This window comes from Streptomyces sp. NPDC017529 (assembly GCF_044329785.1).
Taxonomy (GTDB): Bacteria; Actinomycetota; Actinomycetes; order Streptomycetales; family Streptomycetaceae; genus Streptomyces.
Window position 1 is genome coordinate 274,927 of the sequence record NZ_JBIRJY010000010.1, and the last position, 26,971, is coordinate 301,897.

Genomic DNA, 26,971 nt, shown 5'->3' on the forward strand with positions numbered 1-26,971 from the left:
ACCCGTCGCAGACCCAGGAATTCCGGATATCCGTTCCGCCACACGGTTCTTGCTGTGGCTCGCGGGCCGAATCGTCCGGCCGCTCAGCGCCGCGGCGTTCTGCGGCCTGCTCTGGCTCGGCTCGCAGGCACTGGTGCCGGTGGTCGTGCGCGAGGCCATCGACGACGGTCTCGTACCGGGCGAGATGGGCGTGGTGCTCTCCTGGTCGGCGGTGCTGCTCGCCCTCGGCGTCGTGCAGGCGGTGTCCGGGACCATCCGGCGGCGGCTGAACATGCACAACGCGCTGTCGGCCGGGTTCCGCACCGTCCAGCTCGTCGTCGGGCACGCCGACCGGCTCGGCGCCTCCCTGGAGCGCAAGGTGGACGACGGCGAGCTGGTCAGCGTCGGCACCTCGGACATGACCACCATCGGCAACGCCTTCGACATCGTCGGCCGGGCCGTCGGCGCCCTGGTCTCCACGGTCCTGGTGGCCGCGGTGCTGCTCGGCCAGTCCCTGCCGCTCGGCATGCTCATCATCGTGGCGCTGCCCGCCATCATCCTCACCATGGGCTACACCCTGCGCCCCCTGCACCGCCGCCAGGGCGCCTACCGCGACTACCAGGGCGAGCTGACCTCCCGCCTCACCGACGTCGTCGCCGGGCTGCGCGTGCTGCGCGGCGTCGGCGGGGAGACCTCCTTCGCCCGCTCCTACCGCGAGCGCTCGCAGCGGGTGCGCGCCGCGGGCTCGCGGGTGGCCGGGGCCGAGGCCCTGATCAGGGGCGCGCAGGTCCTGCTGCCCGGCCTGCTGGTCGCCACCGTCACCTGGGTCGGCGCGCACGCCGCGCTCACGGGCACGGTGACCCCCGGCGAACTGGTGGCCTTCTACGCCTACGCCGCCTTCCTCGTCGAGCCGCTGGGCATCTTCACCGAGACCGCCGACCGGTTCGCCCGCGCGCACGTCGCCGCGCGGCGCGCGGTCGCGGTGCTGCGCCTGCCGGTGGACTCCGTACCGCCCGAAGACCCGCTGCCCGTGCCCGACCGCGGCCAGGAACTCGTCGACGAGCACTCGGGCCTGACGGTGACGCCCGGTGAACTGCTCGTCGTGGTCACGCCGCCCGCGGAGGCCGCACGCCTGGCCGACCGCCTCGGCGGCTACACCAAGGACCCCGTCACCTACGGCGGCGCTCCGCTCGCCGAACTGCCGCCCGAGGCGGTCCGGCGCCGCATCCTGGTGGCCGACAGCCGCTCCCGCCTCTTCCGCGGGCCGCTGCGCGCCGCCCTGGACCCGCACGGGACCGCCGACGACGCCGCGATCGCCGCCGCACTGCGGGCGGCCGTCGCCGAAGACGTCGTCGAAGCCCTGTCCGACGGCCTGGACACCCAGGTCACCGCCGACGGGCGCCGCTTCTCCGGCGGCCAGCGGCAGCGCCTCGTCCTGGCCAGGGCCGTGCTCGCCGACCCGGACGTCCTGGTGGTCGTCGACCCCACCTCCGCGGTGGACGCACACACCGAGAACGAGATCGGCCGGCGCCTGCGGGCCGCGCGGTCCGGCCGTACGACCGTGCTGATCAGCTCCAGCCCGCTGCTGCTCGACCGGGCGGACCGGGTCGCCTTCCTGCCCGGCGGCCGCGTCGCCGCGACGGGCACCCACCGCGACCTGCTGGCCGCCGAACCCGGCTACCGCCTGGTGATCCAGCGCGAGACCGGCGAGGAACTGCCCGGTCACCACGCCCCGGCCGGCAGCACGCCGGCCTCCCGTCTCGCCTCACGAGGGAGCGCCGAATGAGCCGGGCGTCACTGCCGGTCGCCGATACCGCCGAGGTCCGCGAGCACGGCCGTGCGCTCGCCCGCCGGCACGCCGCCGACCTGGCCTGGATGCTGGCCCTGCACGGACTCGCCGCCGTCTGCGGCCTGGTCGCCCCCTGGCTGATCGGCCGCCTCATCGACGAGGTCGTCCACGGCACCACCGCGGCCACGGTCAACCAGCTCGGCCTCGGCCTGCTGCTGTCGCTGGTCTCCCAGGCGGCGCTGACGTACTGGGCGGTGCAGCGCTCCTGCCGGTTCGGGGAGAAGGTCACCGCCGAGATCCGCGAGGACTTCGTCGACCGGGTCGTGGGCCTGCCCCTGTCCACGGTGGAGGACGCCGAGCCCGGCGACCTCATCACCCGGGCCTCGCGCGACACCGACGCGCTGACCAACACCGTGCGCTACGGTGTGCCCGAAACCCTGATCGCGGTGCTGACCTGCGTATTCACCTTCACCGCGCTGATGCTGGTCGGCCCGTTGACGGCACTGCCCAGCCTGGTGGTCATCCCGCTGCTGTGGGCCGGCACCCGCTGGTACCTGCGTCGCTCCGGCGCGGCCTACCGGCGGCGCGGGGCCAGTTACGTGGCGCTCGGCGACAGCCTCGCCGAGACGGTGCCGGGCGCCCGTACGGTCGAGGCGCTGGGCCTGCGCACCTGGCGCCGCCGGGCCCTGGACCGCGACCTCGGCGAGGCGTACGAGGCGGAGCGCCACACCATGTGGCTGCGCAGCTCCTGGTACCTGCTGGTCGAGTTCAGCTATGTGGTGCCCGTCGTGGCGACACTGGCCGTCGGCGGACTGCTGCACACGCACGGCCTGGCCACGCTGGGACAGGTCGTCGCGGCCACCCTCTACGTCCGGCAGCTGATCTTCCCCCTGGACGACGTGCTCAGCTGGATGGACGAGCTGCAGATCGGCTCGGCCTCGCTCGCCCGCGTCCTGGGCGTCAGCAAGCTGCCCGCCGACCGGCGGCCCACCGGCGCGGAGCCGGACGGCGAGAAGCTCACCGCCCGCGCGGTCACCTACTCCTACCTGCCGGGGCGCGACATCCTGCACGGCGTCGACCTGGACATCGCGCCGGGCGAGCGGCTGGCGGTCGTCGGCCCGTCCGGCTCCGGCAAGTCCACCCTCGGCAAGCTACTCGCCGGCACCTACGAGCCGGGCTCCGGCTCGGTCGAGCTGGGCGGCGTACCGCTGGTCGAGCTGGGCACCGGCGAGCTGCGCGGCCGGATCGCGCTGGTGACCCAGGAACACCACATCTTCCGGGGCACGCTGCGGGAGAACCTCACCCTCGCCCGGCCCGCCGCCGGGGAAGAGGAGGCCCGCCGGGCGCTGGAGGTGGTCGGCGCGGCGGGCTGGACGGGGGCGCTGCCGGACGGGCTGGAGACGGTGGTGGGCTCCGCCGGGTACGAACTGACCGCGGCGCAGGCCCAGCAGGTCGCGCTGGCCCGGTTGCTGGTGGCCGACCCGCACACGCTGGTACTGGACGAGGCCACCGCGCTGCTGGACCCGGCGACCGCCCGGCACGCCGAACGCGCGCTCGCCGCGGTGATGGGCGGCCGTACCGTCATCGCCATCGCCCACCGCCTGCACACCGCACGGGACGCCGACCGCATCGCGGTGGTCGAGGACGGCCGCATCTGCGAACTGGGCAGCCACGACGAACTGCTGGCCGCCGGCGGCGCCTATGCCGCGCTGTGGCGCACCTGGCACGGCGACTGAACGGCAGCCGGGCACGGAGGCCGGACGGGCCGGGCACGGATCCCGCGCAGGAATTCCCCGAATTACCGGAACGGGCCGAATTCCTGCGCGGATTGTGCTGCTTCGCCACCCGGTAACCGCATTGTGAACAAAGCTGCCGCGGTCCTAGCCTGGGGATATGGAACCGAGACAGCCCCATGTGGATTGGGACAGCCTTTTCGGCGATGACTACGATCACTTCGACCTTCCCGACCTCACTCCCGAACTGAGTGCGCGGGAAGCGTCGGCCATGACCGAACTCGGCGGTTTCGAGCCGGGCATGAAACTGCTCGACGCGCCCTGCGGACACGGCCGGCACGCGAACGTGCTGGCTTCCCGGGGCTTTTCCGTGGTCGGCATCGACCGGGACGAACGCTTCCTCGCCATGGCCGCCGACGAGGCCCGGAGCATGGGTGTGGACGTCGATTACCGCCATCTCGACCTGCGGCAGATGACGTTCGACGCCGAATTCGACGCGGCCGTGTCCTGGTACAGCTCTTTCGGCTACTTCGACGACGCCACCGACCGGGACATCCTCCGCCGCTATCGCCGCGCCCTGCGCCCGGGCGGCCGATTCCTGCTGGACATGCATTCCCCGTACCGGCACATCCCGAGCGTCCTGGCCAACCACGAGATGCACGTCGACGTGCTGCGGCGCGGCACCGACCTGGCCATCGACATCCAGGAACTGGACGCGGAAGCCAGCCGCTATTACGCGGAAAAGGTCACCATCCGCGAGGGGAAGGTGGAACGCGCCCGCTACAGCGTCCGTATGTTCACCGCGCCGGAAATCCTGGAGTGGTTCCGTACGGCCGGCTTCTCCGACGCCAAGGTCATGGACGAGCACGGCGGCACGTTCACCGTCAGCAGCCGTCGTCTGATGGTGCTCGGCACCGCCTGACCGGTCCGCCCGTCCGCCCATCCGAATGGGGAACTTCTGTGGTCGCCAATTCCGCCCAGCTCATGGCATCGATCGACACGCTCAGCACCGCGGACGCCGATACCGAAGCGCTCCGCGCGCATTACGCCGCCCACCGGTGCGCACAGATCCCGCAGGTCGCCGACGTCACCGAACTGCGGGCCGCGGCACGCTCGGTGTACGAACAGCTGCGCGACGAGCCCGTCGTGGACGCGCAGGAGCACACTGACGACGACGGCACGCTGGGGTACGGCTTCCGGCTGCTGCGCATCGACGCCAAGTCCGACTCCCCGGCCCACACCGAACGCGTCACCGCGGTCTTCCGCGCGCACGGCCTGCTCGACTGGGCCGAGCGCACGGCCGCCGAACTGCTCCCGCTCGTCGACCGGATCACCGGCCGGAAGCTGCGCTACGAACGGGTGTTCCTGCTGGCCTACCGGGAGGGCGACTACATCGGCCCGCACGGCGCCGAGCACGACACCGACCTCGACCGCTTCAACCTCCAGTTCCCGCTGTGCTACGACACGGTCGGCTCGATGCGCATCCTGCGCCAGGGCTACCTGGAGCCGATGTACGACCGCGACGGCGACGCCCGGCTGCTCGGCCCGCGCATGTGGCACGAGGTGCCCCCGCTGCTGCGGCTGCCCGGCGGCCCCGACCCGCTGCGCCTGGTCGTCTCGCTCCGGCTGATGGCCCGGTAGTGCCCGGCACCGCACAGGACGCCGCCGCCCGCGCCGCGGACACCGCCGCGGTGGCGGCGGAGGTCTTCCACCGTCACGGGGCCGACTTCGCGGCCGCCCGCCGCGCGGGCGGCCGGACGAACGCCACCTGGCTGGGCGGCGGGCTCGCGGTACGCGTCGCGGGCGCCGCCGGCTCGGCCGACCTGCGGCGCGAGGCCCGGCTGTCCGCCGTGCTGCCGCCGGAGGTCGGCTACCCGCGGGTGCTGGAGACCGGCACCACCCGGGGCCACCAGTGGGTGGCGATGGCCCGGATCGACGCGGTCGGTCTGGAGGACGCCTGGCCGGACCTGGACTGGGACCGGCGCATCGACGCGATCCGGCAGCTCTGGGCCAGGGCCCGAGCGGTGCACCGGGTCGACGTGGCCACCGCCGCGCCGCTGGCCCGTCCCCGCAACCCCTTCTACGCGCAGACGCCCGGCGAGGCGACGGAGAGCCTGCTGCGGCTGCACGCGGCGCAGGTGCTCACCGACGAGGAGGTCAAGCGCCTGAGCGACGCCCTCGACCGGCACTGGGCCGCGCTGCCGGGCGCCGCGCGTGTGCTGAACCACGGCGACTTCTCCCCGGTCAACGCCCTGTGGAACGGGTCGGAGGTGGTGTCGCTGCTCGACTTCGAGTTCGCGGTGGTGGCCCCCGTACAGCTGGACCTCAACGAACTGATCAAGATCGCCTACGCGCCGCCGGAACCCGGCACGGCACCGGACCCGGCGGACGAGGCGGGCCGCCGCCGGCTCCAGGAAGCGGTCACCGGCCTCGCCCGCCCCTTCCTGCGCACGGAGGCGGACATCGCCCTGCTGATGGGCCACTCCATCCAGTTGGAGGCTTGGGGTCTGGAACGGGAGCTGGCCAAGCCCGGCCGGGAAGCGTACGCGCAGTGGGAGCCGTACCGGATGCTCGTCGCGGCAGCGCACACCGAAGGCGGCTACTACGCGCCCCTGCTGAAGTCGCTGGGCTGACAACTGGAGGCACCGGGCCGACGACACGGAACACCGGCAAGGCGGCACAGCGATGACCACCGCTGTGCCGCCTTCCCGCTGTCATCGGCCGCCGCACACGCGGCGGCCCCGGTCACACCCCGGGCAGCGTGCCGGTGCCGTGCTCCAACCACTCGCGCTCGGCCTCGCTGAGGGTGTACGCCGTCGCGGCGAGGGAATCGCGTACCTCCGCCACCTGCCGCGGCCCGATCAGCGGGGCGACCGGGAACGGCTGGGACCGCGTCCAGGCCAGGGCCAGCCCCGTCGCCGAGACGCCCTTGCTGTCGGCGAGCGCCCGGGCGCGCCGCACCCGCTCGGCGTTGGTCTCGCTGTACCAGGACTCCGCGAGCGGCCCGGTGCGCAGCTCGTCCGGGTCGTCGAGGGCGTGCGCCCCGCGGCCCTGGCTGGCCCACGGGTAGAGGCAGACCTCCTCCTCGGCGAGCCAGGCGCGCCACTGCGGGTCGTTGGCCGTCACGGTCCCCGGGTAGATCGGGTGCACCATGTCGATCAGGCTGAACTGGTTGCTCACCCCGGCGGGGGCGGGCAGCGCGTGGGCCCGCGCGTACGCCACGGCCTCCTTGACCCGCTCCAGCGGCCAGTTCGACATGCCGTAGGCGCCGATCAGTCCGCGCTTGACCAGGTCGGCGAGGACGGAGACGAACTCGCCCACCGGCACGTCGGGGTTGTCCCGGTGGAGCATGTAGAGCGCGGCGCCGTTGCGCCCCATGCGCTCGAAACTCTCGTTGAGCTGGCCTTCGACCCGGTCGGGCAGGCACTCGGGCGTGTGCGCGCCCTTGGCGAGGACCCACACCTCGTCCTGGACGCCGCGGGACGTGGCCCACGCGCCGAAGGCGCGCTCGCAGCAGCCGGGCCCGTAGGCGTGCCCGTACAGCCAGGCGGTGTCGAAGGCCCGGCCACCGCCTTCCCAGTAGGCGTCGTAGACGGGGAAGGCGCGTTCGTTCTGGCCGAAGGCGGAGGTGCCGAGCACGGTACGGGGCCGGCCGGCGTCGTCGTACGGGTCGGTGGCGGGGGCGGAGGACATGCACTCTCCTGACGTCGGTGGAAAGGGAAAGGGCGCCGCGCCGGGCGGGGACGGTCGCGCCGCCCGGCGCGGCGGCCGTACGTCACGCGGTGACGGCCCGGCGTACCTCGTCCGCGACGTGGTCGAGGTGCTCCTCGCCGAGCCCCGGGTGGGAAGGCAGCGCCAGCAGCTCCTGGGAGAGCCGCTCGGCGACCGGCAGGGACACGCCCTGGTGCTCGGCGAACGCGGGCTGGCGGTGCAGCGGGAAGGGGTAGCGCAGCAGCACCGGTACGCCGCGCGAGCGCAGCGTCGCCGCGATCTCGGCGGCCGGGGCGCGCCCGCCGCCCGGCGCCACGCGCACCACGTACTTCCAGAACGCGTGCACGGTGTTCTCCGGCTCCACCGGCAGCTCCAGCCCGTCGATGCCGCCGAGCCGCTCCGTCAGGTACGCGGCGTTGCGCCGGCGGGCCGCCAACATGGTGTCCAGGCGCTTGTGCTGGGCGTGGCCGACCGCCGCCTGCACGCTCGTGAGCCGGTAGTTGTAACCCACCTCGTGCGCCCAGATGAGCCCCGGACGGCCCTCGATGGGACCTTCGCCATGGCTGCGCAGCCGCCGTACCCGCTCGGCGTAGGCCGGGTTGTTCGTCAGGACTGCGCCGCCCTCGCCGCCGGAGGTGATGACCTTCTGCTCGAAGAGACTGACGCAGGCCAGGTCGCCGAAGCCGCCGACCGGCCGCCCGCCGATACTGGTGCCGAGCGCCTGCGCCATGTCCTCGATCACCGGGACGCCCGCCTCCGCGCCCAGCGCGCTCAGCGCCTCCATGTCGGCGGCACACCCGTTGATGTGGACGACCACGATGGCCTTGGTGCGCTCGGTGAGCAGCGCCTTGACCGAGTCGGGGTCCAGGCAGTGGGTGTCGGGGGTGACATCGGCGAAGACCGGGCGCGCGCCGAGGTAGGTGACGGGGCTGGCGGAGCCGATGAACGTGTGGGTCGGCACGATCACCTCGTCGCCGGGACCGACGTCGAGGGCGTGCAGCGCCAGGTGCACGGCGGCGGTGCCGGTGGACACCGCGACGGCGTGCTCGACGCCCTGGCCGGCCGCCAGCGCCGCCTCGAAGTCCGTGACGACGCTGTTCCCCAGGCCGACCAGGCGGTTGGAGCGCAGTGCCGCGACCGCTGCTTCGATGTCCTCGTCGGAGAGCTGGGGCCACCGGGGCAATTCTATGGAAGAACTCAACGCTTTACACCCTTCATTTCCATGGAGGCCGTGCCGGAACGGCGGAGGTCCGCTTCCGGTGGACCATGCTGGATTGGGCCCGGAAATTCTTCAACCTGCGCCGGACGCCCACGAATTGGCCGCACCGGAACCGTGGACCGGGAATTCGTCTTTTCCGCGCGCTGCGCTTATTCTCACCGCAGGCCGAGGGCGGCGCGTACGGTCCCGAAGAGCGCGGTGTTGTCGTGGACGCCCCGTACGCGGTGCGCCTGCGGTCCTTGGGCGGCGACGCGGACCTGAACACCGGTGTGCTCCTGCACGTCGTCGGTCGCGTTGGTCGCGTAGCCGACGTGCATCGGGCTGCCCTCGTCGGTGACGAGGGTGGCGGACAGGCCCGGCGGGCGGGCGTCGGTGGGGATGATCTGGCTGGCGTGGCCGTGGTCGGCGGTCACGATGACGAGCGTACGGGGATGCCCGGCGGCGAACTCCAGCGCCGCGGCGACGGCCCGGTCGAAGGCGACGGTCTCGCCGATCTGGCCGCAGGGGTCGGCGTCGTGGTCCTTGTCGTCGATGGAAGCCCCTTCAACCTGAAGAAAGAACCCCTTGGCCCCCTTGCCGGCCGCCCCGCCGTCGGCGGCGCCACGCCCCGCGGTGAGCAGACGCAGGGCGGCGCGGGTGGACTCCGCCAGGTCGGGCGTGCCGGCCGGACGCGCGGCGTTGCGGGTGCAACGCTGCGGAGCCGTGCCGCCGACGGCCGCGGGCCGGCCGCTCCACTCCACCGGTACGGACTCGTGCGCGAACAGCCCCAGCACGGGCCTTCCGGGCCGCGCCGCCGTCAGTTCCGCGCGGTCGCGCACCACCTGATAGCCGCCTGCGCGGGCCTGTTGGAGGACCGTGCGGCCCTGGTGCGGCCCCTGCGCGACGGTCTGCCCGAAGATCCCGGCCCCGCCGCCGAGCAGCACGTCAGGCCGGCGCGCGAGGCTCTGCTCGGCTATCGACCCCAGGCCGCCGCGGGCGAGGGTATCGGCGGGGCACTCGGCCATGTCGGCCGGCCCTTTGCAACTGCGGTCGGTGACATGGGCGGTCAGGGCGGCGGGCGTGGCGTCGGTCACCGAGGCGGTGGTGACGCTGCCGGTCGCATAGCCCTGGCGCTGGGCGAGCTCCAGCAGCGTGGGCAGCGGCCGGTCGGTGTCCGGCGTCTTGGAGACACGGCCGTTGACGGTCTTGCGGCCGGTGGCCCAGGCGGTGGCGCCGGCGGCCGAGTCGGTGACGTAGTCGGGACGGCCGTGCGTGTCCACGGACGAGGTCAAGGACGCACCGGTCATCGGCAGCCGGTCCATGGCCAGCCGGCCCGTGGCGCCCACGGTGTAGTTGCGGGCGAGGGTGATCTCCGAGTCGCCCATGCCGTCCCCGATGAGCAGGATGACGTTGGTGGCGTCGTCCGCCCCGTGCGCCGCGCGGGCGGGAGCGGGGGAGGGGGCGGGCACGGTCACGAGGGTGGTCAGGACGGCCGCGCACGCGATCAGACCGCGCCGCCGCGAGGTACGGGACGAACGCACTGCTGTGGTGGTCATCGGTGCCGGCTCCCTGTCGTTCCGTTCGCGTATCCGCCGCCGACGGCGACGTGCGGGAGGCCGGGCCCGGAGGCGTCCGGGAGGCCAGGCCCGGAGGAGAGGGCAACCCGGACCCCGTCACGCGCGGAACGCCCGGCGGCGTCGGCCACCTCCTGGGCCAGCAACGCTTCCCGCACGGTGCACACGCTCGGACCGCCGTGCGCGGCCAGCTGCAAAAAGGCGTGCATCTCGGCCCGGTAGGCGCCCCGGAACCGATCGGTGAAGTCCATGAAGGCGGACTGCGGCGCCGGTTCCGCGGCGGCCCCCTCGCCGGTCGTCCGCACCAGCCGCAGCGGAGTGCGGTCACCGAGCCCCACGGACAGGGAACCCAGCGTGCCGAGGACTTCGACGCGGTGGTCGTAGCCGTGCGGGTCGAGACGGGAGGCCGTGAGCACGGCCCGGGCGCCGTCGGCCAGGGTGAGCACGGCGGTCGCCACGTCGTACCCGCCGCCCTGGCCGCCGGGACTGCCAGGGCCGCCGGGACCGCCGGGGATGGTACCGGCATCACCGGGGACGGCACCCGTATCGCCCAGGCGCCGCACACCGTCGGCCTGCACGGCTACGACCGCCTGCCCGGTCAGCCACTGCACCGCGTCCATGTCGTGGATGAGGCAGTCGGTGAAGATGTCCCCGGCGCCCTGCTCGTACCCGGCGGCAGGCGGCGCGTGGTCGAAGGCCGTACAGCGCACCATCAGGATCCGCCCCAGCCGGCCGGACATGATCTCCTCCCGCAGCAACTGGTACTCGGGATCGCACCGGCGCTGGAAACCCACGTGGATCCGGGCCCCGGCTCCGGTCAACGCCTCGGCGAGTTCCCGGGCCTGCCCCACCCCCGCCGCCAGCGGCTTCTCGCAGAACACCGGCAGCCCGGCACGCGCCGCCGCCAGCAGCGGCCCGCTGCGCCGGGTGGCCGGGGTCGCGACCACCAAGGCGTCCGAAGCGCCGACGAGTTCGTCGAGCGAGTGCCGCACCGTGACCCCGTCAGGGCACGGCCCGACAGGACCACCGAGCGCCCGGGCCAGCCGTTCGGCGGCACCGGCGTCGGCGTCGTAAACGGACAAGGACACCCCGTCGGCGAGCTCCGCCAGCGCGCGGGCATGCACCTGCCCCATCCGCCCGGCCCCGACGATCCCCACCCTCATCGGCGCAATTCCTGCGCGAACGGCACGGCGTGCGCACGCCGACATGCGTGGTGAACGGGCATGAGAGAACACCCCCAGATACGGAAACGAACGCGGCCCCGGACAGGGGCCGCGGATATGGGAGCCGAAGGTACCCAGCGCTCCGCATTCGCGACCAGCACGTCCTGCCCATCAGGGCGTTCAGAAAAGGCGGGTTGCGTATTCACCACGGGCATGCGACAGTTCCGGCCCCGCAGGTTTTCGACTTTTGGCAGCCTCGCGCACCTGGTAACACGTACGGTCCGCATCGCCATCTTCTGTGCACCGGTGGTGTTCTTGGCGACCCTGCTGACGGCCACCAATTTCCTCGTCGTCTTCGACGGACTGGTCGTCACGGTGGCGCTGCCGACGATCCAGCACGGCTTCTCGCTGGCGCAGTCACAAGCTCAGTGGGTGATGACCGCCTATGATGACCGTCACCGGCGGTTCGGCACTGCCCGCGGACGACATCGACCGCATGGTCCGGGAGGCGGAGCAGCACGCCGAGGAGGACCGCAGGCGGCGCGAGGCGGCCGAGGCCCGTAACCAGGCCGAACAGCTCGTCTACCAGACCGAGAAACTCATCGCGGACAACACCGACAAGATCCCCGCGGACGCGCGGAGCGAGACCGAGACGGCCCTCGCCACCCTGAAGGAACGGCTGAAGGACGAGAAGGCGGACACGGCGTCGGTCCGGCAGGCCATGGATCACGCCGCGCAGGCGGCCCAGAAGATCGGCACGGCGTTGTACGAGCGGTCGCGCACCGAGGCCGCGGGTACCTCCGGGACGCCCGGCGGCTCCGGCGCTTCCGGCACCTCCGGCGGTAGCGACGATGTGGTGGACGCCGAGATCGTCGACGACGAACGGCCGGAAGCGAGGTAACGATGGGAGACGGCCGACCGCGCACGGGGAACACCGAGCTGCAGCGCCTGCTGGAGGAGCGCACGGCGGATCTCCAGCGGGTGAAGGCCGAGTACGACAACTACCGCATGCGGGTACGTCGGGACCGGCTGGCTGTGCGTGAGATCGCGGTGGCCAACGTGCTGACCGCCTTGCTGCCGGTGCTGGACGCCGTGGACCGCGTAAGCGAACACGAGCCCATGCCCCCGGGCCTCAAGGACATCGCCGGCACTCTGGAGGCCCAGCTCGCGGCGCTCGGAATGCAGGAGGTCGGCGAGGAGGGCGAGGAGCTCGACCCCACCCGGCACGAAGCCCTGGCCCACCACATCGACACCACGGCCAGGCACCCGACCTGCACCAAGGTGCTCCGCCCCGGCTACCGGCTCGGTGACCGTCTGCTGCGTCCGGCGCACGTGGAAGTCACCGGGCCGCCTCCGGCCGACGAGCAGCAGCACCCCGGACGGACCGCGGGGGGCCGGGAACTGGGCTGAGAGACGGGTTCCCCCAGCGACGGCGCGACGAGGCTTCGCCGTTCCTGGGAACGACGACCCTGCACACCTACAACGTCGTTCCCTTCGACGGCTACCTGATGCTCCGCGGCGAAGTCGACTGGGACGACGACGGACGCGACGAACTCGTCGCCGGCTTTCAGGCTGACGCGCCGGACCGGCCGACCACGTGAACGGCTGGGTGGGGAAGGCCGGCGGATACGGCCGGAAACGTAGTGTGGCCGCGGTCGCGCTGCCTCAGCCGTCACGCGTTCACGGTGGGCTGGCGCCTTCCGGCGCGGCATGGTTGGCGGAGCTGTGGGTGCTGCTCGTCGGCCATGGTTCAGCCGGTCTGCCGGACCGGCTGTGCTCCGGTTTCGGTCAGGAAATCGGTGATTGCCGCGGCGAGTTGCTCGGGCTGGTCCTCGGGGACGAGGGTGGAGGACTCGGCGATTTCGACCAGTCGGCCTTTCGGATACAGCTGTGCCAGCCGGGGTCCGTGCTCACGTGGCATCAGGCGGTCCTGTGCGGCCCAGACGACCAGGACGGGACGGTCGAAGGCGGCCAGTTGCTCGCTCCAGGCCAGCAGGGTCTTCCGTCCTGGTGCCGAGGTGGCGAATGCGGCGAAGTCCCTGCGGATGGCCCTGCTCCGGGTGGCGGGAGCGAACCAGTCCGCAATCAACTCGTCGGGGAGGCCGCGCAGGCTCATCCCGCCGTACCCGTTGCGGTGGTTGCGAAAGGCGGGAATGCGCATCAGTTGTGTCAGGAACCGGACACCGCCGGGAAGCCTGCACACGAGGGCCATCGCCTTGGCCGGCCCCGGGGGGAAGTTGTCGAACGCCTCGCAGGCTACGAGCACCATGCGCGCGACCCGTTGGCCCTGCTCCTCCAGCAGCAGAAACTGGCCGCCGCCCCAGTCATTGAGAACGAGAGTCACCTCGTCCAGATGCAGCCGCTCGATGAACTCGCCCAGCAGCCGTGCGACGCCTCGATGGGAGAGGTCGGCGTCAGGGTGCATCGGCCGGCGGTGACCGCCCAGGGGCAGCGTGGGCAGGATGCAGCGGTACCCGCTGAGCAGCGGCACCACCTTGCGCCACTGGGCGCCGTTCATCGGCAGGCCATGGCAGAAGACCAGCACCGGCCCCGCGCCGCCGGTGTCCTGATAGTCGATCGTTCCGGACGACAGCTCGATTTCCCGCACGGCGCCCCTCTTGACAGATTGTTCCAACCACGACGGTGGCGCTGGAGGTCGCCGGCACGAACGAGGCCCTGCGGGGCGCGACGGCGGAAGCCGCTGGGAACGGCGGGCCGTTCGATGGCGGAGCTGCTGCGCACGGCCACCGAACGGCCCGACTCGTCCGGGGCCTGGTACAGCCGGTCCCGGGCAGTGCCGGGTGGGACCGGCGGAGGGCTTCAGCCCAGGGGGAGTTCGAGGTAGGACGCGTTGCCGTCGGGGGAGCTGACGGTGAGTGTGTGCGGTGCCTCGTTGGTGTCGCTGTAGAACGCGTCCTTGCTGTCGATGACGAGCATCAGACGGCGCCCTGCGCGGACGTCGTAGCCGGTGGCCTGGAGTTCGAGGTCGATGGTGTTGGAGCCGCCGACCGTAGCGGCCGGCGCGGTGAATGGCGCGTGGGTGATGATGTGCGCATTGCCGTCGGCCCCTGCGTCGAGCAGGTAGGCGATGAAGGTGGCTTCGCGCGTGCTGCCGGTGACGGTCAGGTGCAGCTTGGGGGTGCCGTGCAGGCGCAGACGCTCGGAGGCCGCCGGCGCGGACCAGACAAGCGCGTCGGAACGGGGGATGTCAGGTGTCGCGTACACCTTGGGACGCCCCAGCATCTCGGCCATGCCGGTCCAGATGACGGTGTCGGCGACCACGGCCAGGGTGGGGGTGCCGACCTGGAACGCCCGCTCCCAGCCGACCGACTCGGCTTCGGCCAAGTGCCCGTCGTCACCGCCCTCGGCGGGGGTGGTGAGGTACAGCTTCCGGGTGTCTTGGGTGACCGAGTCCCAGTCGGGGTGGGTCTCCAAGGCACGGGACCACATGATCTGGCTGACGACCTTGCCCTCGTTCCCGGCGCCGTTGTCCTCCTCCATGAGGAAGTGGTCGAACCACCGGTTGGCGGCGGACCAGATCCGGTTGGGCAGGCCGATCATGCCGGACATCTCGGGCCCGGAGTGGTCGCCGATCGAGAAGAGCAGCCGCTTGGGGCCTTCGAGCCTGTTGAACATCTCCAGTGTCTGGTTGGACGGGAAGAGCGTCTCGTGCCACGCCTGTGCGAACAGGACGGGTACCCGGCGCGCGTTGAGCGCGTCGATGTGCGTCAGCGGGGAGCGGTCCTCGGCCCACAGCAGGATGTTCTCGATGTCCGCGCCGGCCAGGACGAGGTCGAAGATCTCCTGTGTGCGCTTGCTGAGCCGGGCGTTCTTGGCGGCGCCCAGGAGCGCCGTGACGGAGGCCAGGTGGCGGGTGCGGTTCTCGTAAAACGCTTTGCCCAGGTCGCCCCAGGTGCTCATCGCCACGACGGCGTCGACCCGGGTGTCCTGCGCGGCGACGATCTGGCTGATGCCGGAGCCGTAGGAGTCCCCGAGGAACCCCACCTTGGTGGGCGGCTGCCCGAGTGCGCCGGTGAAGTAGTTGAGCGCCTCGATGCCGTCGTGGATGTCGGCCTCGCCGGCGACCTCGACCTCACCCTCGGACTGGCCGAAGCCGCGGGCGCTGTAGGCGAGCACGTCGTAGCCCTTGACGGCGAACCGCATCCCCTGGACCGCATACGCGAGCCAGCCCATGTCCGCCCACGGGGAGGGCATGATGATGGCCGGCCGCGGCGTGCCGTCGCCGTGGATCCACTGGACGGCGTCGAGCGCGTCCCCGCCGGCTCCGGGCACCCGCACCTTGCTGAAGCGGGTCACCCTGCGGGCCTCGTTCACCTCGGAGGCGAGGGCGGGAGGCAAGCCGGAGGTGTCGCCGGTTTCCAGGGCGTGGGCGACGCCGGGGAGGTCGGTTTCCTCGGGTGAGATGTACAGGCCGGCCATGGGCGGGACCTGTAGGGTGCTCGGCTCGCCGGTCGGCCGGGCGGGGCCGGACTCCTCAAGTGGGGCGTTGAGCGCCACCAGGCTTGCCGGGTCGTTTTCGAGACGTCGTGCCCAGACGGTGCGCTCGGTCATGGCGGGGTGCTCCTTTTTCGGAAGAACGTGCGACAGGGTGCGGACGTCGGCGCGAATTCACCTGGTCGCCTGGTGGAGGGAATGGCAAGCGGCCGAGTGATCAGAGGGGAGTGATTCCGGCGGACACGCTCGCTGTATGTCAACCGAGCAGTAATTACCGTTTCACGCAGTGGTCGTCTCGCCGCATCAGGATGTACTTTCCGAATTCGGCCGTCAATGGGGCCTCAAGATGAGGCGCTACATGGCCGGTTCTCGCCCGGCGGGCCGTAACGTGGGCCGCGTGCCGAGAACACCACAGGCCCGTCAAGTGCCCTGTCAGAACAACAGCCGCATCAGTTTCAGCCCGGCACCTCGGCTGTGACCGTCCGTGCCGATCGCGGCCAGGAGAATCGGCGTGCCAGATCGGCCGGGTCTGGGGTAGCCGGGGAAACGTCCCCCGCCTGGTGCGGTCGGAAGGTGAAAATCGAAGCTGCATGCGGGCCACTCCGGGCGTCACTGCCGCGTTGCTTACTCGGCTCCCCATGAAACGGCCCACCTTGCAGAGCAGCTTTCCGAATCGGCAGTACGGTGCGGCTGGTGTTCTGCGCGAATTGGTTGAGCAAGGCATCTCGCCTGTGCCTCGGCGTCAGGAACGGCCTCAGCTTTCACTCTTCTCTCCGTAGCCGTCATGAATTGATCGCAAGATGTGACGGGAAGCGGCTCGGGAGTTGCCCGCCACCGAAATCGGGACACTCGACTCACCCACTCTCGTCACGGACGCCACACGAACCCCCGCTCCACCGATTTCGGCACGGACCATTCGGACACCCTTGAACGCGACCCGTCGGTAACTATGCTTTTCAACATTGCTGCCACCCCTGTGTCGAGGGTCGGTGGCGCAAAATGTGGAGTGTGCCAACGAAAGGTGTGGCCTGTTCTGTTGCGAACTCATCGTCCTGCATCCTCTGGCTGATACGGCCCCTGCCCGTATTTCACCCCCGGCAGGAGACTCCCTTCACCCGCCGAGGACTGTTTCTCTCCTCGCCCGGGTCTGCGACACAACGGGCGCACGCATCGGCGCGTTCAGCCTGATGCCTGCAAGAGGAAAGGGAAGTACATGGCAGAATCGGTATACAGCGTCGGCATTGAGATGGCGGTGCAAACGGCCCTCGCGCTGGAACAAGGGGGCTACCGCCTCTTCGGTTTCAAGGGGGTCCAGAGCTCCACCCCCAACGGAGCGCCGGTGGTGTGGCTCAACACGGGTACGTACTCCACGGAAACCGAGATCAGGTGGGAGCGGCAGTTCGAGGCCTACGGCTCGACGAGTGAGATCAAGCCGGGCGTCGAAATCAGCGGACGGAACTCCCAGCCCATCAAGTTGGGAGAGAAGTTCACCATCATCTCCGATCTGGGAATCGGAGAGGTCTCGACCGGTGGGCCGTCCGGGATCATCACGGTCATCAACAACCGTACGAAGCCGTTCGCGGTCGGCGTCTCGCAGGCTCAGGCCGGCCAACGTGCCGCGCCGTTGTGCGCGGTCCAACTCTACGGCCTCAATTCGGCTACCTTCCTCCCGGTGGAGAAGGTCCTCCTCACCTTCGCCACCCAGCCCTTCCAGGTGGGCACGGTCATCGTCCAGATGTTCGCCCCCGGGCTGTTGATCGACATGGGCGCGGAGCAACGGCGGAACGTCACCTTCGACATCAACCATGGGTGGTCCGCGGCGGGGAACCCGCCGTGGGCGTACAAGGTGAACTCGGGTGATCTCATCACCCCGCTGCTCATGACCCACTCCATGGACCTGGCCATGCAGGTCGAGGAGGTGAAGGTGCTTCCCTGAACAGCCGGCGACAGGAATGCGGCCCCTTACCGGTATCCGGCCGGTAAGGGGCCGTTTCCTGCCGGCGGGTGCACAGGCCCGTGGGCTTCGGTGCCCGTGCCGTACGGGCCTGTCGTGCCGTACGGGCCTGTCGTTCGGCTCAAGGCCGCAGGTCACCACGTCTCGGCCGGCCCGTCGGCGGGCCGTTCGGCCCACGGACGCGGTGGAGACGGGTTTCGAGCCCCTCGGCGGGACGTACACTCGGCCCATGGGTCGCATGGGTGACGTGAGGGAGAGCCTGCCGCAGGCCACCTCCGTGCGCCTGAACGCTGCGGGTCCGGAGGGTGCCGGGCCGTATGCGGCGGTCGACGTCGGGGTTCCCGAAACCGGCCGCCTCGCGTTGCACGGCCACGGCTAGCGACTCGTAACGCGCCCCTGGCGCCCTGCCGTTCCGGGAGCGCCGCGGGACTTCGGAGCGCCGCGGGACTTCCTCTGCCGCGCCGGCCTGACGCTCGCGTCCGGCTCTCCTCGGACGCGCCTCGGTCACCTGTTCCGCTACCACCCGTTCCGCTACCACTCGTTCCACGTCATCACCGCAGTCTCGGCGTTCCGCCGGCGCTGTTGCCTGGCTACGGCCGCACGACCGGGCCTGGCCGCCTTCGAAGGGTTCATTGTGAAGCTGAGCGAGTTGCTGGCCGGGCAGGACTACCAGGTTCTCCGTGGTGATCCGGAGAGGACGTCGATCACCGCGGGAGTGGCCTTCGACGCCGACCGGGTAACGCCGGGTTCGCTGTTCATCGCGGTTCCCGGCCACCGTGGGGGCGGCCCCTGCGCCGTGGCACCGGCGCTCGCCCGTGGCGCTGCGGCAGTGTTCGTGGACGGCAGCGCTCCGGCCGTACCGGAGTCGGTGTGGGCCGGGGCGGCAGAGGTGTGCGCCGTGCGGGTTGCGGACAGCCGCGTGGTGGCGGCGATCGCCGCCTCCCGGTACTTCGGGGAGCCGGGGCGGCAGATGGACATGGTGGCGATCACCGGCACCAACGGGAAGACCTCGGTGTCGTACATGGTCGAGTCGGTGCTGCGGATCTCCGAGGGCGCCAAGGTGGGAGTCATCGGGACGGCCGGAAGCCGGATCGGCGACGAGCTGATCCCGATGGCGAGGTCGGTGCTGACCACGCCCGAGTCACCGGATCTGCAGTACCTGCTGGGGTGCATGCGTGACGCCGGGGCCGGCAGTGTGGTGCTGGAGGCTACGTCCATGGGCCTGCTCACGCACCGGGTGGACCGTACGTTCATCGATGTCGGTGTATTCACCAACCTGACACAGGACCACCTGGACGATCACGGAACAATGGAGAACTACCGGGACGCCAAGCTGCGTCTCTTCCAGGGCCTGTGCCGGCGCGCTGTGGTCAACGCCGACGACGCCGTGAGTGCCCGGATCCAGCTGATGATGCCCGGCGCGGTGACCACGTACGCTCTTGACGCGCGGGCGGACTACCAGGCAACCGACCTGGTCGCGGACGCCTTGGGAACGCGGTTCACCCTGCACCACGACGGCCGCAAGTACCCGGCCGCGATCCCGGTTCCGGGCCGGTTCGCGGTGGCCAACGCGCTTGCCACCGTGGCGGCCTGCCACATCCTGGGGCACGACCTGGACGCGCTGGTGGCCGCGCTCGAACGGGCGCCCGCTGTCCCCGGTCGCTTCGAACGTTTTCAGACGCCGCGCGGCACCGTGGTGATCGTGGACTACGCCCACTCACCGGACTCCCTCAACAAGGTCCTGGCCACCATCCGCGGCTTCGCCTCCGGCCGGGTCGTCACCGTCTTCGGCTGCGGCGGGGACCGGGACACCACCAAGCGGGCCGAGATGGGAAGCATCGCCGGGACCCACTCCGACCTGTGCGTCCTCACCTCGGACAACCCGCGCAACGAAGACCCCCAGGCCATACTGGACCAGATCGCCCCCGGCCTCGAAGCGACCGGCACCCCCTTCGAACGGTTCACCGACCGCCGCCGGGCGATCGCCTTCGCCCTGGCCGCGGCGGGCCCGGACGACATCGTCCTGATCGCCGGAAAGGGCAGCGAGCCGTACCAGATCGTCGGTGAAGAACTGCTCCCCTTCAGCGACATGGCAACCGTGCACGAACTCGCGGGGGCGTGACCGGGAACGCGGTGTCTTCGGAAGGGAGCGCCTGATCGTGGCCGCCGCTTCCTGTCCGCGTCGCGTCATCGCATCCGGCTGGTGCCTCTCACCGGCTGACACGTCCGCAGTTGGTGCCGCTCTTGCCGGCCGACTCACCTACGATCACTCCGCCCCAGGAGACGCAGTAGCCCTTGGCGTCGAGGTAGACCGGCCCCGCGTACGAACGGTAATAGCCGCCGTCGTCGGCGTAGTCTCTGGTGTCGTCCCGCTGGACCCAGGCGTACATGTAGACAGCAGGACCGGTGGCGCTCCGGATGGTGACGGCACAGTTCTTACCCGTCGCGGCGTTGTAGGTCAGATAGGACGTACCCGCCTTCCCTATGTTGGCCTGGTTCACGACCTTGTAGCCGGCGCCGCATGCTTTGTTGTAGGCGGCCGCAGCCTTGGCCGGAGCTGCTGCTGCCCCAGTGGCTGTGGCCATGACGCCCCCGGCCGCCAATGCCACCGCGGCCCCCGCCAATCGGATGTATCCCCAGCGTCGCATCATGTGTCCTCCCCGAAATCGTGCCCGGTGCGCCGCCCCACGCCCCGCCCATCTTGCTGGGACCCGTGGTGACGCTCTTGCCTGCAAAGACACAGTCGAAGCCCCGGCCAGTTGCATCCCTCACACCGCGAACCGCCGCCATTGGCAGATTCCAACCCCAGCACACACACCGGCCCCAGCCGCCATGTCGGACGGTGTATCAAGCACTGCCTGACACTGAAGTCAGGTAAACCGATCGGCGTACCCCACCCGTCCACGGAGCCCTGTATGAGGGAACGCCGGCACCTTCCGCATCGGGTGCTGCGGGGCATCGAGGGAGTCCGACTCGTACGCTGTCCCCGCCCGGTTGTAGTCATCCTTGAGCCGCATCAGATCGAACTTGTTCCGCGGCGACTCGACCTCGATCGGTTCCAGCGGTTCGTCTCCCGCATTCCGCGGTCCGTGGAACGCCCCGGGCGCGATCCGAACGATGCTGCCCTGCCGGATCGGAACGGACGTGCCGTCCAGTCCGGCCGTCCCGCCTTTACTTTGCCCTCGTCTCCGCCGCATGACTTCAGGGCCGGTCGGAGCTGGAACGCCGAGGCAGCGGCGTTCACCCGCGCCCGTCACCCTCTCGCTCTTGACAGGCTCGCTACCTGAGCGTAGGACTGCAGACAGGGCTTACCTTGTACGGGGCCGATTTTGGGCAACGGCTAACGCCGTCAACCAGTGCGGGAACGGACCACCGCGGCCTAGGCGCCGACGATGCGAGCCACCATCCAGGGCAAGCACGGCCAAGCCGGAGCTGTCCTGTGATCCGAGATAAGCGACCGGCCCGAGCCCCCGGCCATGGAGAAACTGCATCGTATCCGCGTGGCTGGCGCCGACTGGGCCCCTGGCACCTCTGCAGGCCATCCTGCCCCGCCTCCTCGCCGCCATTCGGTGCCCACCAGGAGTCCACGACCGGCAAAACCGTAGTCGCCGTTTGACCACGGACCGCGCTGAGACCACGGACCTCCCTGATGAAGCCGTGCTCGCGACTCCGCCTACCGGCGGCTCATAGGGACAGCGGCACACCGGCCGTCATGCCCAGCCGTGAACCGCTGCCTGAGGAGGGCACCATGTCACTGGCCACCCCCTACCCCACTCAACTCGAACTCCATGCCCCACCGCGAATCGCCCGCTGGCGACCACTCGCGCAATGGTTCCTCGCCATCCCGCACCTGCTGATCAGCTACGCGCTCGGCGCGTTGCGCGAGGTACTCACCTTCATCGCCTTCTTCACCGTGCTGTTCACCCGGCGTATCCCCCGCCCGCTCTTCGACGCGATCGCCATGACCTTCCGCTACGAGTGGCGGGTGGCGAGTTACGCGCTGTTCCTGCGCGAGGACTACCCGCCCTTCGACTTCCGGACCACCGCCACCGACGACGGCGCCGACTCGCACACTCTCGTGACGTTCACCTACCCCGGGAACGTGTCGAGGTGGCAGCCACTGGTCAAATGGCTGCTCGCCTTCCCGCACTACATAGTGCTCTTCGCGCTGGGCATCGCAGCGACGGCCGTCGTGATCGCGGGATTCTTCGCAGTGCTGATCACCGGCGCTTATCCTCAGGCACTCCGCGGCTTCCTCGTCGGTGTTTACCGCTACAACCTGCGCGTACAGGCCTACGTCGGCCTGCTCACCGACGCATATCCGCCCTTCAGCCTGCAAGCGGAATGAGACCGTTCCTGGCTATCCGGGCTACCGGCGCGGAACGCGGGATCACTGCCATCTGTTGCTACTTGACCTCTCACTGACTGCGCCGCGGCATTCGCCTTCGGCCAGCGAGCTGACCGCGGCCGTACTGGCGGGGGAGACGGGCAACAACGGCCCGGTGACCGTGCGTTTGATGTCTTTGCGTGGGGCGGGGCCCGCCTCGGCGAGCAGCAGTTCGCCGCCGGCCTTCTCTCTGGGCTCCGGCCCGAGAACTTCGCCCGTTCGTGCAGGTGTTGGCGTGCGCGTGGCTTGCGCCGGTCACGGGCGCGGAGCCCGCGTGCTGACGGCAGCGCGGGCGCGGGGCGGGTGACCTTCACCCGTACGGGGTAACCGGCGGGCTTCTGAGCATCTTTAACCGGCCACCTGGCTACCTTCGACGCGTCACCCCCAGACCTCGGGTGCTGTCGCGCTGCTCAGCACACGATCTCGCCACCACCGGGCGCGGGGCGTGTCAACCGAGGACTACGCCATGGCGAAGCCCCCACGCCCTACGACCGGGCCTCCGGCCTCCTTCGATCCAAGAAACGTTTCTGGTCCGGACGGCCGTACGCACTCCTATGTCGTGCAGGGGTTCACCGTGATCGAGCTGCGCGGTGAGATCGACCTTTTCACGGCCGATCACGCCGGTACCCTGCTGGAGGCAGCTTGCGCCCGCCCCGGCCTCCGGATGCTGGTGGATCTCCGCCCGGTGGACTTCTTCGACGCCTCCGCCCTGTCCCTGCTGTGCCGAACCCGCCGCCGCGCGCTGGCACACGGCGGCTATGTGGGACTCGTCTGCGCTCACCCGTGGCACCTGCGCATCCTGCACATAGCCGGGCTGAGCGAGGCTCTATGCCCACAGCCCACAGTGGAGGAGGGCATCGCGGAGGCCCTCCTCCACTTACCAGACGGAAACAGCGCGTGACATGGGCGGGGCGAGCGTAACGGTGAGGGGGCAGGCTGGCGCTGGCCTCCGCAGCGGTGCTGGGCGGTGCGACGGCCGCGTCCGCCGGGACGTGGTGCCGGACCTGCAAGGCGGCGTACTTCACGACCTCCGGGTCCACCAATGCGTGCCTGTGACCAGCCTGGCCATTGGCGTTCGGCACGTTTCGCTCGCGTTCCGGTCTTGCCCCGACTACGGGTGAAGAGGACCGAGCGGCGGCGGGTGGAGGACCGCCCGTCCCGCGTCAGCGCGGGCTGTCGGGCATGTCGTAGGCGTCGGCGATCAGCTCGGTGGAGCGCAGCCGGGCCCGGACGGAGTGGCCGACGCTGCCGATCATGAGCTCGTCGGCTCCGGAGTCCCGCTGGACCTGGTTCAGGTGGGCGGTGACCTGCTCGGGGGTGCCGTGCGGGACGTGGGTCAGCCAGCTGTCGACGGCCTGGCGTTCCTGGGCGTCGTAGGGGTAGGCGTCCACTTCCTCGGGGGACGGCAGCAGGTAGGACTTGCGCTGGAACATGCGGAGCATGGCGTGCGCGAGGGTGCCGGCCTGGCGGCGGGCCTCCCGCTCGTCGTCGGATGCCGCGACGGTGAAGCTGACCAGCGCGTACGGCTCTGCCAGGGCCTCGGACGGAGTGAACCGCTCGCGGTACAGGCGCAGGGCGGCCACGACATCTCGCGGGTTGAAGTGCGCGGCGAAGGCGAACGGCAGGCCGAGCCGGGCGGCGAGCTGCGCCGAGTAGCCGGACGAGCCGAGCAGCCACACCGGCAGGCGGCCGGTGGGGCCGGTGACGCCGTTGAGCCGGTCCTGGGCGGGTCCCGGCACGGCGTACACGCGGTCGGCGTAGGGGTGCTCGGCCGGGAAATCATCGCCGAGGAAGTGCAGCAGCTCGGCCACCTGCTGGGGGAAGTCCTCGGCGCCGCTCGCGCCGCGGCGCAGGGCGGCGGCCGTGGCGTGATCGGTGCCCGGTGCCCGTCCCAGGCCCAGGTCGATGCGGCCGGGGGCGAGGGCGTCAAGCATGCCGAACTGTTCGGCGACGACCAAGGGCGCGTGGTTGGGCAGCATGATCCCGCCCGCGCCGAGCCGCAGCCTGCTGGTCTCCGCGGTGAGCCGGGACAGCAGGACGGGCGGACTGGAGGTGGAGACGCCGGGCATGGCGTGGTGCTCGTTCATCCAGTAGCGGGTGAAGCCGCGCCGGTCGGCGAGCCGGGCGAGTTCGATGCTGCCGGCCAGCGCCTGCGCGGCGGTCTGGCCGGTGCCGGTCATGGCGGAGTCCAGTACGGACAGGGCGGCGGGGGCGGAGCCATGGCGGGTGCCGCGGATCGGCTCGGTCATGATGGTGCGGTCCTTCGGTGATGAGGTGTGCGGCGCGGGGACGCCGGGCGCCGGCCGACAGTCGCGGCAGGTCCCTGTCGGCCGGCGCCCGGCTGTCCGGCAAACGCGTGCGACGTGGGTGGGGTCAGTCGCGGACGCCGAAGTCGACGCGGTCGGTGAGACCGGCGGCGGCAAAGGCGGCGACGAGCTCGTCGCGGCCCTCGGTGAAGTGGGCCCAGCTGTCGTAGTGGACGGGGACCACCCGGCCGGCGTCGAGGATCTTCGCGGCCTGGGCGGCCTGGGCGCTGTCCAGGACGATCACCTCGCCGTCGAAGACTTCGGTGAAGCGGGGCGCTCCGGCGAAGAGGAGGGCGGTGTCCACCGGAGCGAAGCGCTCGGCGATCTCCTTGACCGCGTCAAGGGAGGCGTTGTCGCCGCTGATGTAGACGGTGGGCAGGCCCTCGCCGGTCAGGACGAAGCCGACGACCTGACCGGTGATCGGCTCCACCTCCTCGCGTGTGCCGGGGCCGTGGATGGCGGGCACGCCGGTCACGGTGACCGTGCCGGGCCCGCCGTCCCGGCGCCCCAGCTCGACCGACTGCCAGTCGGCGAGGCCGGTGGCGGCCTCCCCGAGACGCTCCCCGCCGCCGGGGGTGGTGAGCGTCAGCGGGACGTCGGCGAGCAGGGCCCGGCCGGAGGTGTCGAGGTTGTCGGCGTGCTCGTCGTGCGAGAGCAGAACCACGTCGACGCGGCCGAGATCGGCCGGGCTGCCGTCAGCCGCCGCCGTCTTGGTCAGCACGGCGGCCGGTGCCTGGTGGTCGCCGGGGCCGTCGAAGGTCGGGTCGGTGAGAAAGCGCAGGCCACCGTACTCGAAGAGGGCAGTCGGGCCCCCGAAGACACGGACGGGGAACGGCGCGGTCGGCAGGGTCTGGGAAGACACGAAAGAAGCCCCTCACGGATAGATTGCGTATTAACCGTGAGGTGACTGTACGCAGCCCTCACGGATGAACGCAACCCGTACCATGAGAAGCATGAAAGAGAACGTGACGGACGAAGCCGCCCTGCCCTCGGCGCCGGGCGAGGTGGAGCACCCCGCCCTGGCCCTGGCCAACAGCGCCGTCGCACTGCCCGGCGGACACACGGCCGATCTCCTTGGCAGCCCGGCGCAGGCCGAGCAGTGGCTGGCACAGCGCGACCTCGCCCCGGCCGACGCCGGCCTGGCGGAGGTGTGCGCCACGCAGCTGCGCTCGTTGCGCGAACAGGTCAGGTCGCTCTTGGCCTCCCGTGTCGCCGGGCAGCCCGCCCTGCCCGCCGCCGTCACGGCGATCAACGACGCGATGACCCGCGTCCCGACCGCGTCCCTGCTCATGTGGGACGAGAAGGCCGGCCCCTACCGCGCCACACCCCACCCCACCACCGCGATCGTCGAGCACGCCCTCGCGGTCATCGCCGCCGACGCCGCCGACCTGCTCACCTCCCCCGACGCCACCCGCCTGACCGCCTGCGCCTCCCCGCCTTGCAACCGCTTCCTGCTCAGGCACGGCCGCCGCCAGTGGTGCTCCACCCGCTGCGGCGACCGCGCCCGCGCCGCCCGCGCCTACGCCCGCCGCACCCCGACGGGCTGACGACGCCGCATCGTCGGCCCGGCACGACAGTCAAGCCTTGATTTCGCTGGTCCGCGGCCCGCCGATCCGGTCCCGTCGCGGCCGCCGGCGGTGCCGTCCCGCCTAGCTGGACGGCGACAGCGGCTACGACGGCCGTCACCCGCGACGATGGCCGGCCTCACGCGGCATCCGGCACCGCCTGGCCGACAGGGGTGTTGAGCCCTGCGAACGGCTGGGGCGGCACGCATGTCCGGCCCGGCGAGCGGGCGTGGCGTCGGCGAGGCGGCGGGGGCTCTCGCGGCTTGCGATGGCGGCCTGTTCCCACGGCTACCGCGCCGGACCGGCGCGAGAGGCGGGTGAACCGGTATGTGAGCAAGGCGATGCACGCCGCTCAGGCCGCTCGTTCGCCGCACGGAGTAAACTGGGTACCACCGAGAGTATTTCGTACACCGGCTCAGATGTCGGCGTCGTTCTCGGAGAACGACGACCTTCGGCAGACGACGCGGACCAACTGCCCGTCGTGGTGCCTCTCAGGTGGACCGAGCCATGACTGTGCTCGCCGAACCGACGACCCTCACCCCCGAACAGCGAACGGCCAGGCTTTCCCTGACGCCGGCGGACCGGTCCAGCGGCCCGCTGGACGGCGCCTGGTGGCCACGTTCCCGCGACCTGGGGCGTGAACTACCCGCTCTCGCCGCGACATTGGACCCGTTGTGGGGCCGGATCACCCGTATCACGGTGAACCCCTCCCACTGGCCGGTGATTCCGCGCAAGGTGCCCGTCGACGGCCATGTGGTGGGGGTCGGCATGTTCGCGGCCGAACAGGACCCGCACGAGCTGTTCCTCGCCTCCTACACCGTCGGGCGCTGGGACCTGTTGATCGTGCCCCCCGAAACCGCCCCCGACCGGGCGGCGGAGCTGATGCGAGCGGCGGCCGACCCGCACAACACCCGTACGGCGAGCGGCCTTATGGAGACAGTCGGGCCGTCAGCGGTTCCGGCCGCCCGCCGGGCGGGTACGCGGAACACGTTGTCCGACGCGGCCGGGTGGGAGAGCGAGGGCGGAGCCGTCCGCACGGCTCCGGCTCCCCGGGCGGCCCGGAAGGAACTTCCCAATCGTGTTGTCAAGCCGCTCCCGTGACGGGAGGTGAAGCATGAAAGCGCTCTCCGTCACGGATCATCGCCCACAGGACGTTG

General features: G+C 71.0%; 21 protein-coding genes and 1 pseudogene. 13 read left to right on the forward strand and 9 right to left on the reverse strand.

The window, feature by feature from the left end:
- Positions 1 to 49: 49 nt before the first annotated feature.
- From ACH4K4_RS25395 to ACH4K4_RS25415, 5 genes are all read left to right on the forward strand, one after another.
- Positions 50 to 1,765, forward strand: a complete 1,716-nt coding sequence (locus ACH4K4_RS25395) for an ABC transporter transmembrane domain-containing protein (RefSeq protein ID WP_398170295.1) — start codon at positions 50 to 52, stop codon at positions 1,763 to 1,765.
- A complete protein-coding gene (locus ACH4K4_RS25400) occupies positions 1,762 to 3,504 on the forward strand; it encodes an ABC transporter ATP-binding protein (RefSeq protein ID WP_398170296.1) in 1,743 nt (580 codons plus the stop codon). Before ACH4K4_RS25395 ends, ACH4K4_RS25400 begins: the two co-directional genes overlap by 4 nt.
- A 157-nt stretch (positions 3,505 to 3,661) precedes the next feature.
- Entirely contained in the window at positions 3,662 to 4,423 is a 762-nt protein-coding gene (locus ACH4K4_RS25405; protein WP_398170297.1) for an SAM-dependent methyltransferase, read from the forward strand.
- A 62-nt stretch (positions 4,424 to 4,485) separates the two neighbouring features.
- Entirely contained in the window at positions 4,486 to 5,142 is a 657-nt protein-coding gene (locus tag ACH4K4_RS25410) for a StsF protein (RefSeq protein WP_398170299.1), read from the forward strand.
- Positions 5,142 to 6,134 carry a phosphotransferase family protein gene (locus tag ACH4K4_RS25415; protein WP_398170300.1) on the forward strand — a complete coding sequence of 331 codons (993 nt, stop codon included), beginning with the start codon at positions 5,142 to 5,144 and terminating at the stop codon, positions 6,132 to 6,134. Before ACH4K4_RS25410 ends, ACH4K4_RS25415 begins: the two co-directional genes overlap by 1 nt.
- 112 nt (positions 6,135 to 6,246) lie before the next feature.
- On the opposite strand, the gene ACH4K4_RS25420 is transcribed toward ACH4K4_RS25415, so the two are convergent.
- From ACH4K4_RS25420 to ACH4K4_RS25435, 4 genes are all read right to left on the reverse strand, one after another.
- On the reverse strand, positions 6,247 to 7,194 hold the full coding sequence (locus tag ACH4K4_RS25420) for an aldo/keto reductase (protein ID WP_398170302.1): 948 nt from the start codon (positions 7,192 to 7,194) through the stop codon (positions 6,247 to 6,249).
- Between the two features lie 82 nt (positions 7,195 to 7,276).
- A complete protein-coding gene (locus ACH4K4_RS25425; RefSeq protein ID WP_398170303.1) occupies positions 7,277 to 8,413 on the reverse strand; it encodes a DegT/DnrJ/EryC1/StrS family aminotransferase in 1,137 nt (378 codons plus the stop codon).
- Positions 8,414 to 8,586: 173 nt separating this feature from the next.
- A complete protein-coding gene (locus tag ACH4K4_RS25430) occupies positions 8,587 to 9,966 on the reverse strand; it encodes an alkaline phosphatase (protein WP_398170304.1) in 1,380 nt (459 codons plus the stop codon).
- On the reverse strand, positions 9,963 to 11,147 hold the full coding sequence (locus tag ACH4K4_RS25435) for a Gfo/Idh/MocA family oxidoreductase (protein WP_398170305.1): 1,185 nt from the start codon (positions 11,145 to 11,147) through the stop codon (positions 9,963 to 9,965). The genes ACH4K4_RS25430 and ACH4K4_RS25435 overlap by 4 nt, the downstream gene beginning before the upstream one ends.
- 448 nt (positions 11,148 to 11,595) lie before the next feature.
- On the opposite strand from ACH4K4_RS25435, the pseudogene ACH4K4_RS25440 reads away from it, so the two are divergent.
- Together ACH4K4_RS25440 and grpE are read left to right on the forward strand one after the other, a co-directional pair.
- Positions 11,596 to 12,048 (forward strand): annotated as a pseudogene (locus tag ACH4K4_RS25440) (Hsp70 family protein); the annotation flags it as partial.
- A gap of 2 nt (positions 12,049 to 12,050) precedes the next feature.
- The gene (gene grpE, locus ACH4K4_RS25445; protein WP_398170306.1) at positions 12,051 to 12,557 is read left to right on the forward strand and encodes a nucleotide exchange factor GrpE; all 507 of its coding nucleotides are present in this window, start codon (positions 12,051 to 12,053) and stop codon (positions 12,555 to 12,557) included.
- A gap of 340 nt (positions 12,558 to 12,897) precedes the next feature.
- Here grpE and ACH4K4_RS25450 read toward each other — a convergent pair whose 3' ends face one another.
- Together ACH4K4_RS25450 and ACH4K4_RS25455 are read right to left on the reverse strand one after the other, a co-directional pair.
- Positions 12,898 to 13,755: an alpha/beta fold hydrolase gene (locus tag ACH4K4_RS25450; RefSeq protein ID WP_398170308.1), complete on the reverse strand. Its 858-nt coding sequence runs from the start codon at positions 13,753 to 13,755 to the stop codon at positions 12,898 to 12,900.
- Between the two features lie 212 nt (positions 13,756 to 13,967).
- A complete protein-coding gene (locus ACH4K4_RS25455) occupies positions 13,968 to 15,719 on the reverse strand; it encodes an alpha/beta fold hydrolase (protein WP_398170309.1) in 1,752 nt (583 codons plus the stop codon).
- A 1,096-nt stretch (positions 15,720 to 16,815) separates the two neighbouring features.
- Here ACH4K4_RS25455 and ACH4K4_RS25460 point away from each other — a divergent pair.
- Both ACH4K4_RS25460 and ACH4K4_RS25465 read left to right on the forward strand, forming a co-directional pair.
- On the forward strand, positions 16,816 to 17,538 hold the full coding sequence (locus tag ACH4K4_RS25460) for a hypothetical protein (protein ID WP_398170310.1): 723 nt from the start codon (positions 16,816 to 16,818) through the stop codon (positions 17,536 to 17,538).
- 652 nt (positions 17,539 to 18,190) lie between these two features.
- The gene (locus ACH4K4_RS25465; RefSeq protein ID WP_398170311.1) at positions 18,191 to 19,678 is read left to right on the forward strand and encodes a UDP-N-acetylmuramoyl-L-alanyl-D-glutamate--2,6-diaminopimelate ligase; all 1,488 of its coding nucleotides are present in this window, start codon (positions 18,191 to 18,193) and stop codon (positions 19,676 to 19,678) included.
- 88 nt (positions 19,679 to 19,766) lie between these two features.
- On the opposite strand, the gene ACH4K4_RS25470 is transcribed toward ACH4K4_RS25465, so the two are convergent.
- A complete protein-coding gene (locus ACH4K4_RS25470; protein ID WP_398170337.1) occupies positions 19,767 to 20,186 on the reverse strand; it encodes a spore-associated protein A in 420 nt (139 codons plus the stop codon).
- 1,082 nt (positions 20,187 to 21,268) lie between these two features.
- On the opposite strand from ACH4K4_RS25470, the gene ACH4K4_RS25475 reads away from it, so the two are divergent.
- On the forward strand, positions 21,269 to 21,904 hold the full coding sequence (locus tag ACH4K4_RS25475) for a DUF4389 domain-containing protein (RefSeq protein ID WP_398170313.1): 636 nt from the start codon (positions 21,269 to 21,271) through the stop codon (positions 21,902 to 21,904).
- Between the two features lie 598 nt (positions 21,905 to 22,502).
- Positions 22,503 to 22,844 (forward strand): anti-sigma factor antagonist, encoded by a 342-nt coding sequence (locus tag ACH4K4_RS25480; protein WP_398170314.1) that lies wholly within the window; start codon positions 22,503 to 22,505, stop codon positions 22,842 to 22,844.
- A 262-nt stretch (positions 22,845 to 23,106) separates the two neighbouring features.
- On the opposite strand, the gene ACH4K4_RS25485 is transcribed toward ACH4K4_RS25480, so the two are convergent.
- Together ACH4K4_RS25485 and ACH4K4_RS25490 are read right to left on the reverse strand one after the other, a co-directional pair.
- The gene (locus ACH4K4_RS25485; RefSeq protein WP_398170315.1) at positions 23,107 to 24,192 is read right to left on the reverse strand and encodes an LLM class flavin-dependent oxidoreductase; all 1,086 of its coding nucleotides are present in this window, start codon (positions 24,190 to 24,192) and stop codon (positions 23,107 to 23,109) included.
- 124 nt (positions 24,193 to 24,316) lie between these two features.
- Positions 24,317 to 25,111, reverse strand: coding sequence for an MBL fold metallo-hydrolase (locus ACH4K4_RS25490; RefSeq protein WP_398170317.1), 795 nt, complete (start codon positions 25,109 to 25,111; stop codon positions 24,317 to 24,319).
- 91 nt (positions 25,112 to 25,202) lie between these two features.
- Here ACH4K4_RS25490 and ACH4K4_RS25495 point away from each other — a divergent pair, with 91 nt between their 5' ends.
- Positions 25,203 to 25,796 (forward strand): CGNR zinc finger domain-containing protein, encoded by a 594-nt coding sequence (locus tag ACH4K4_RS25495; RefSeq protein WP_398170319.1) that lies wholly within the window; start codon positions 25,203 to 25,205, stop codon positions 25,794 to 25,796.
- 525 nt (positions 25,797 to 26,321) lie between these two features.
- Positions 26,322 to 26,915: a DUF5994 family protein gene (locus ACH4K4_RS25500; RefSeq protein WP_398170320.1), complete on the forward strand. Its 594-nt coding sequence runs from the start codon at positions 26,322 to 26,324 to the stop codon at positions 26,913 to 26,915.
- The last annotated feature ends 56 nt before the right edge of the window (positions 26,916 to 26,971 follow it).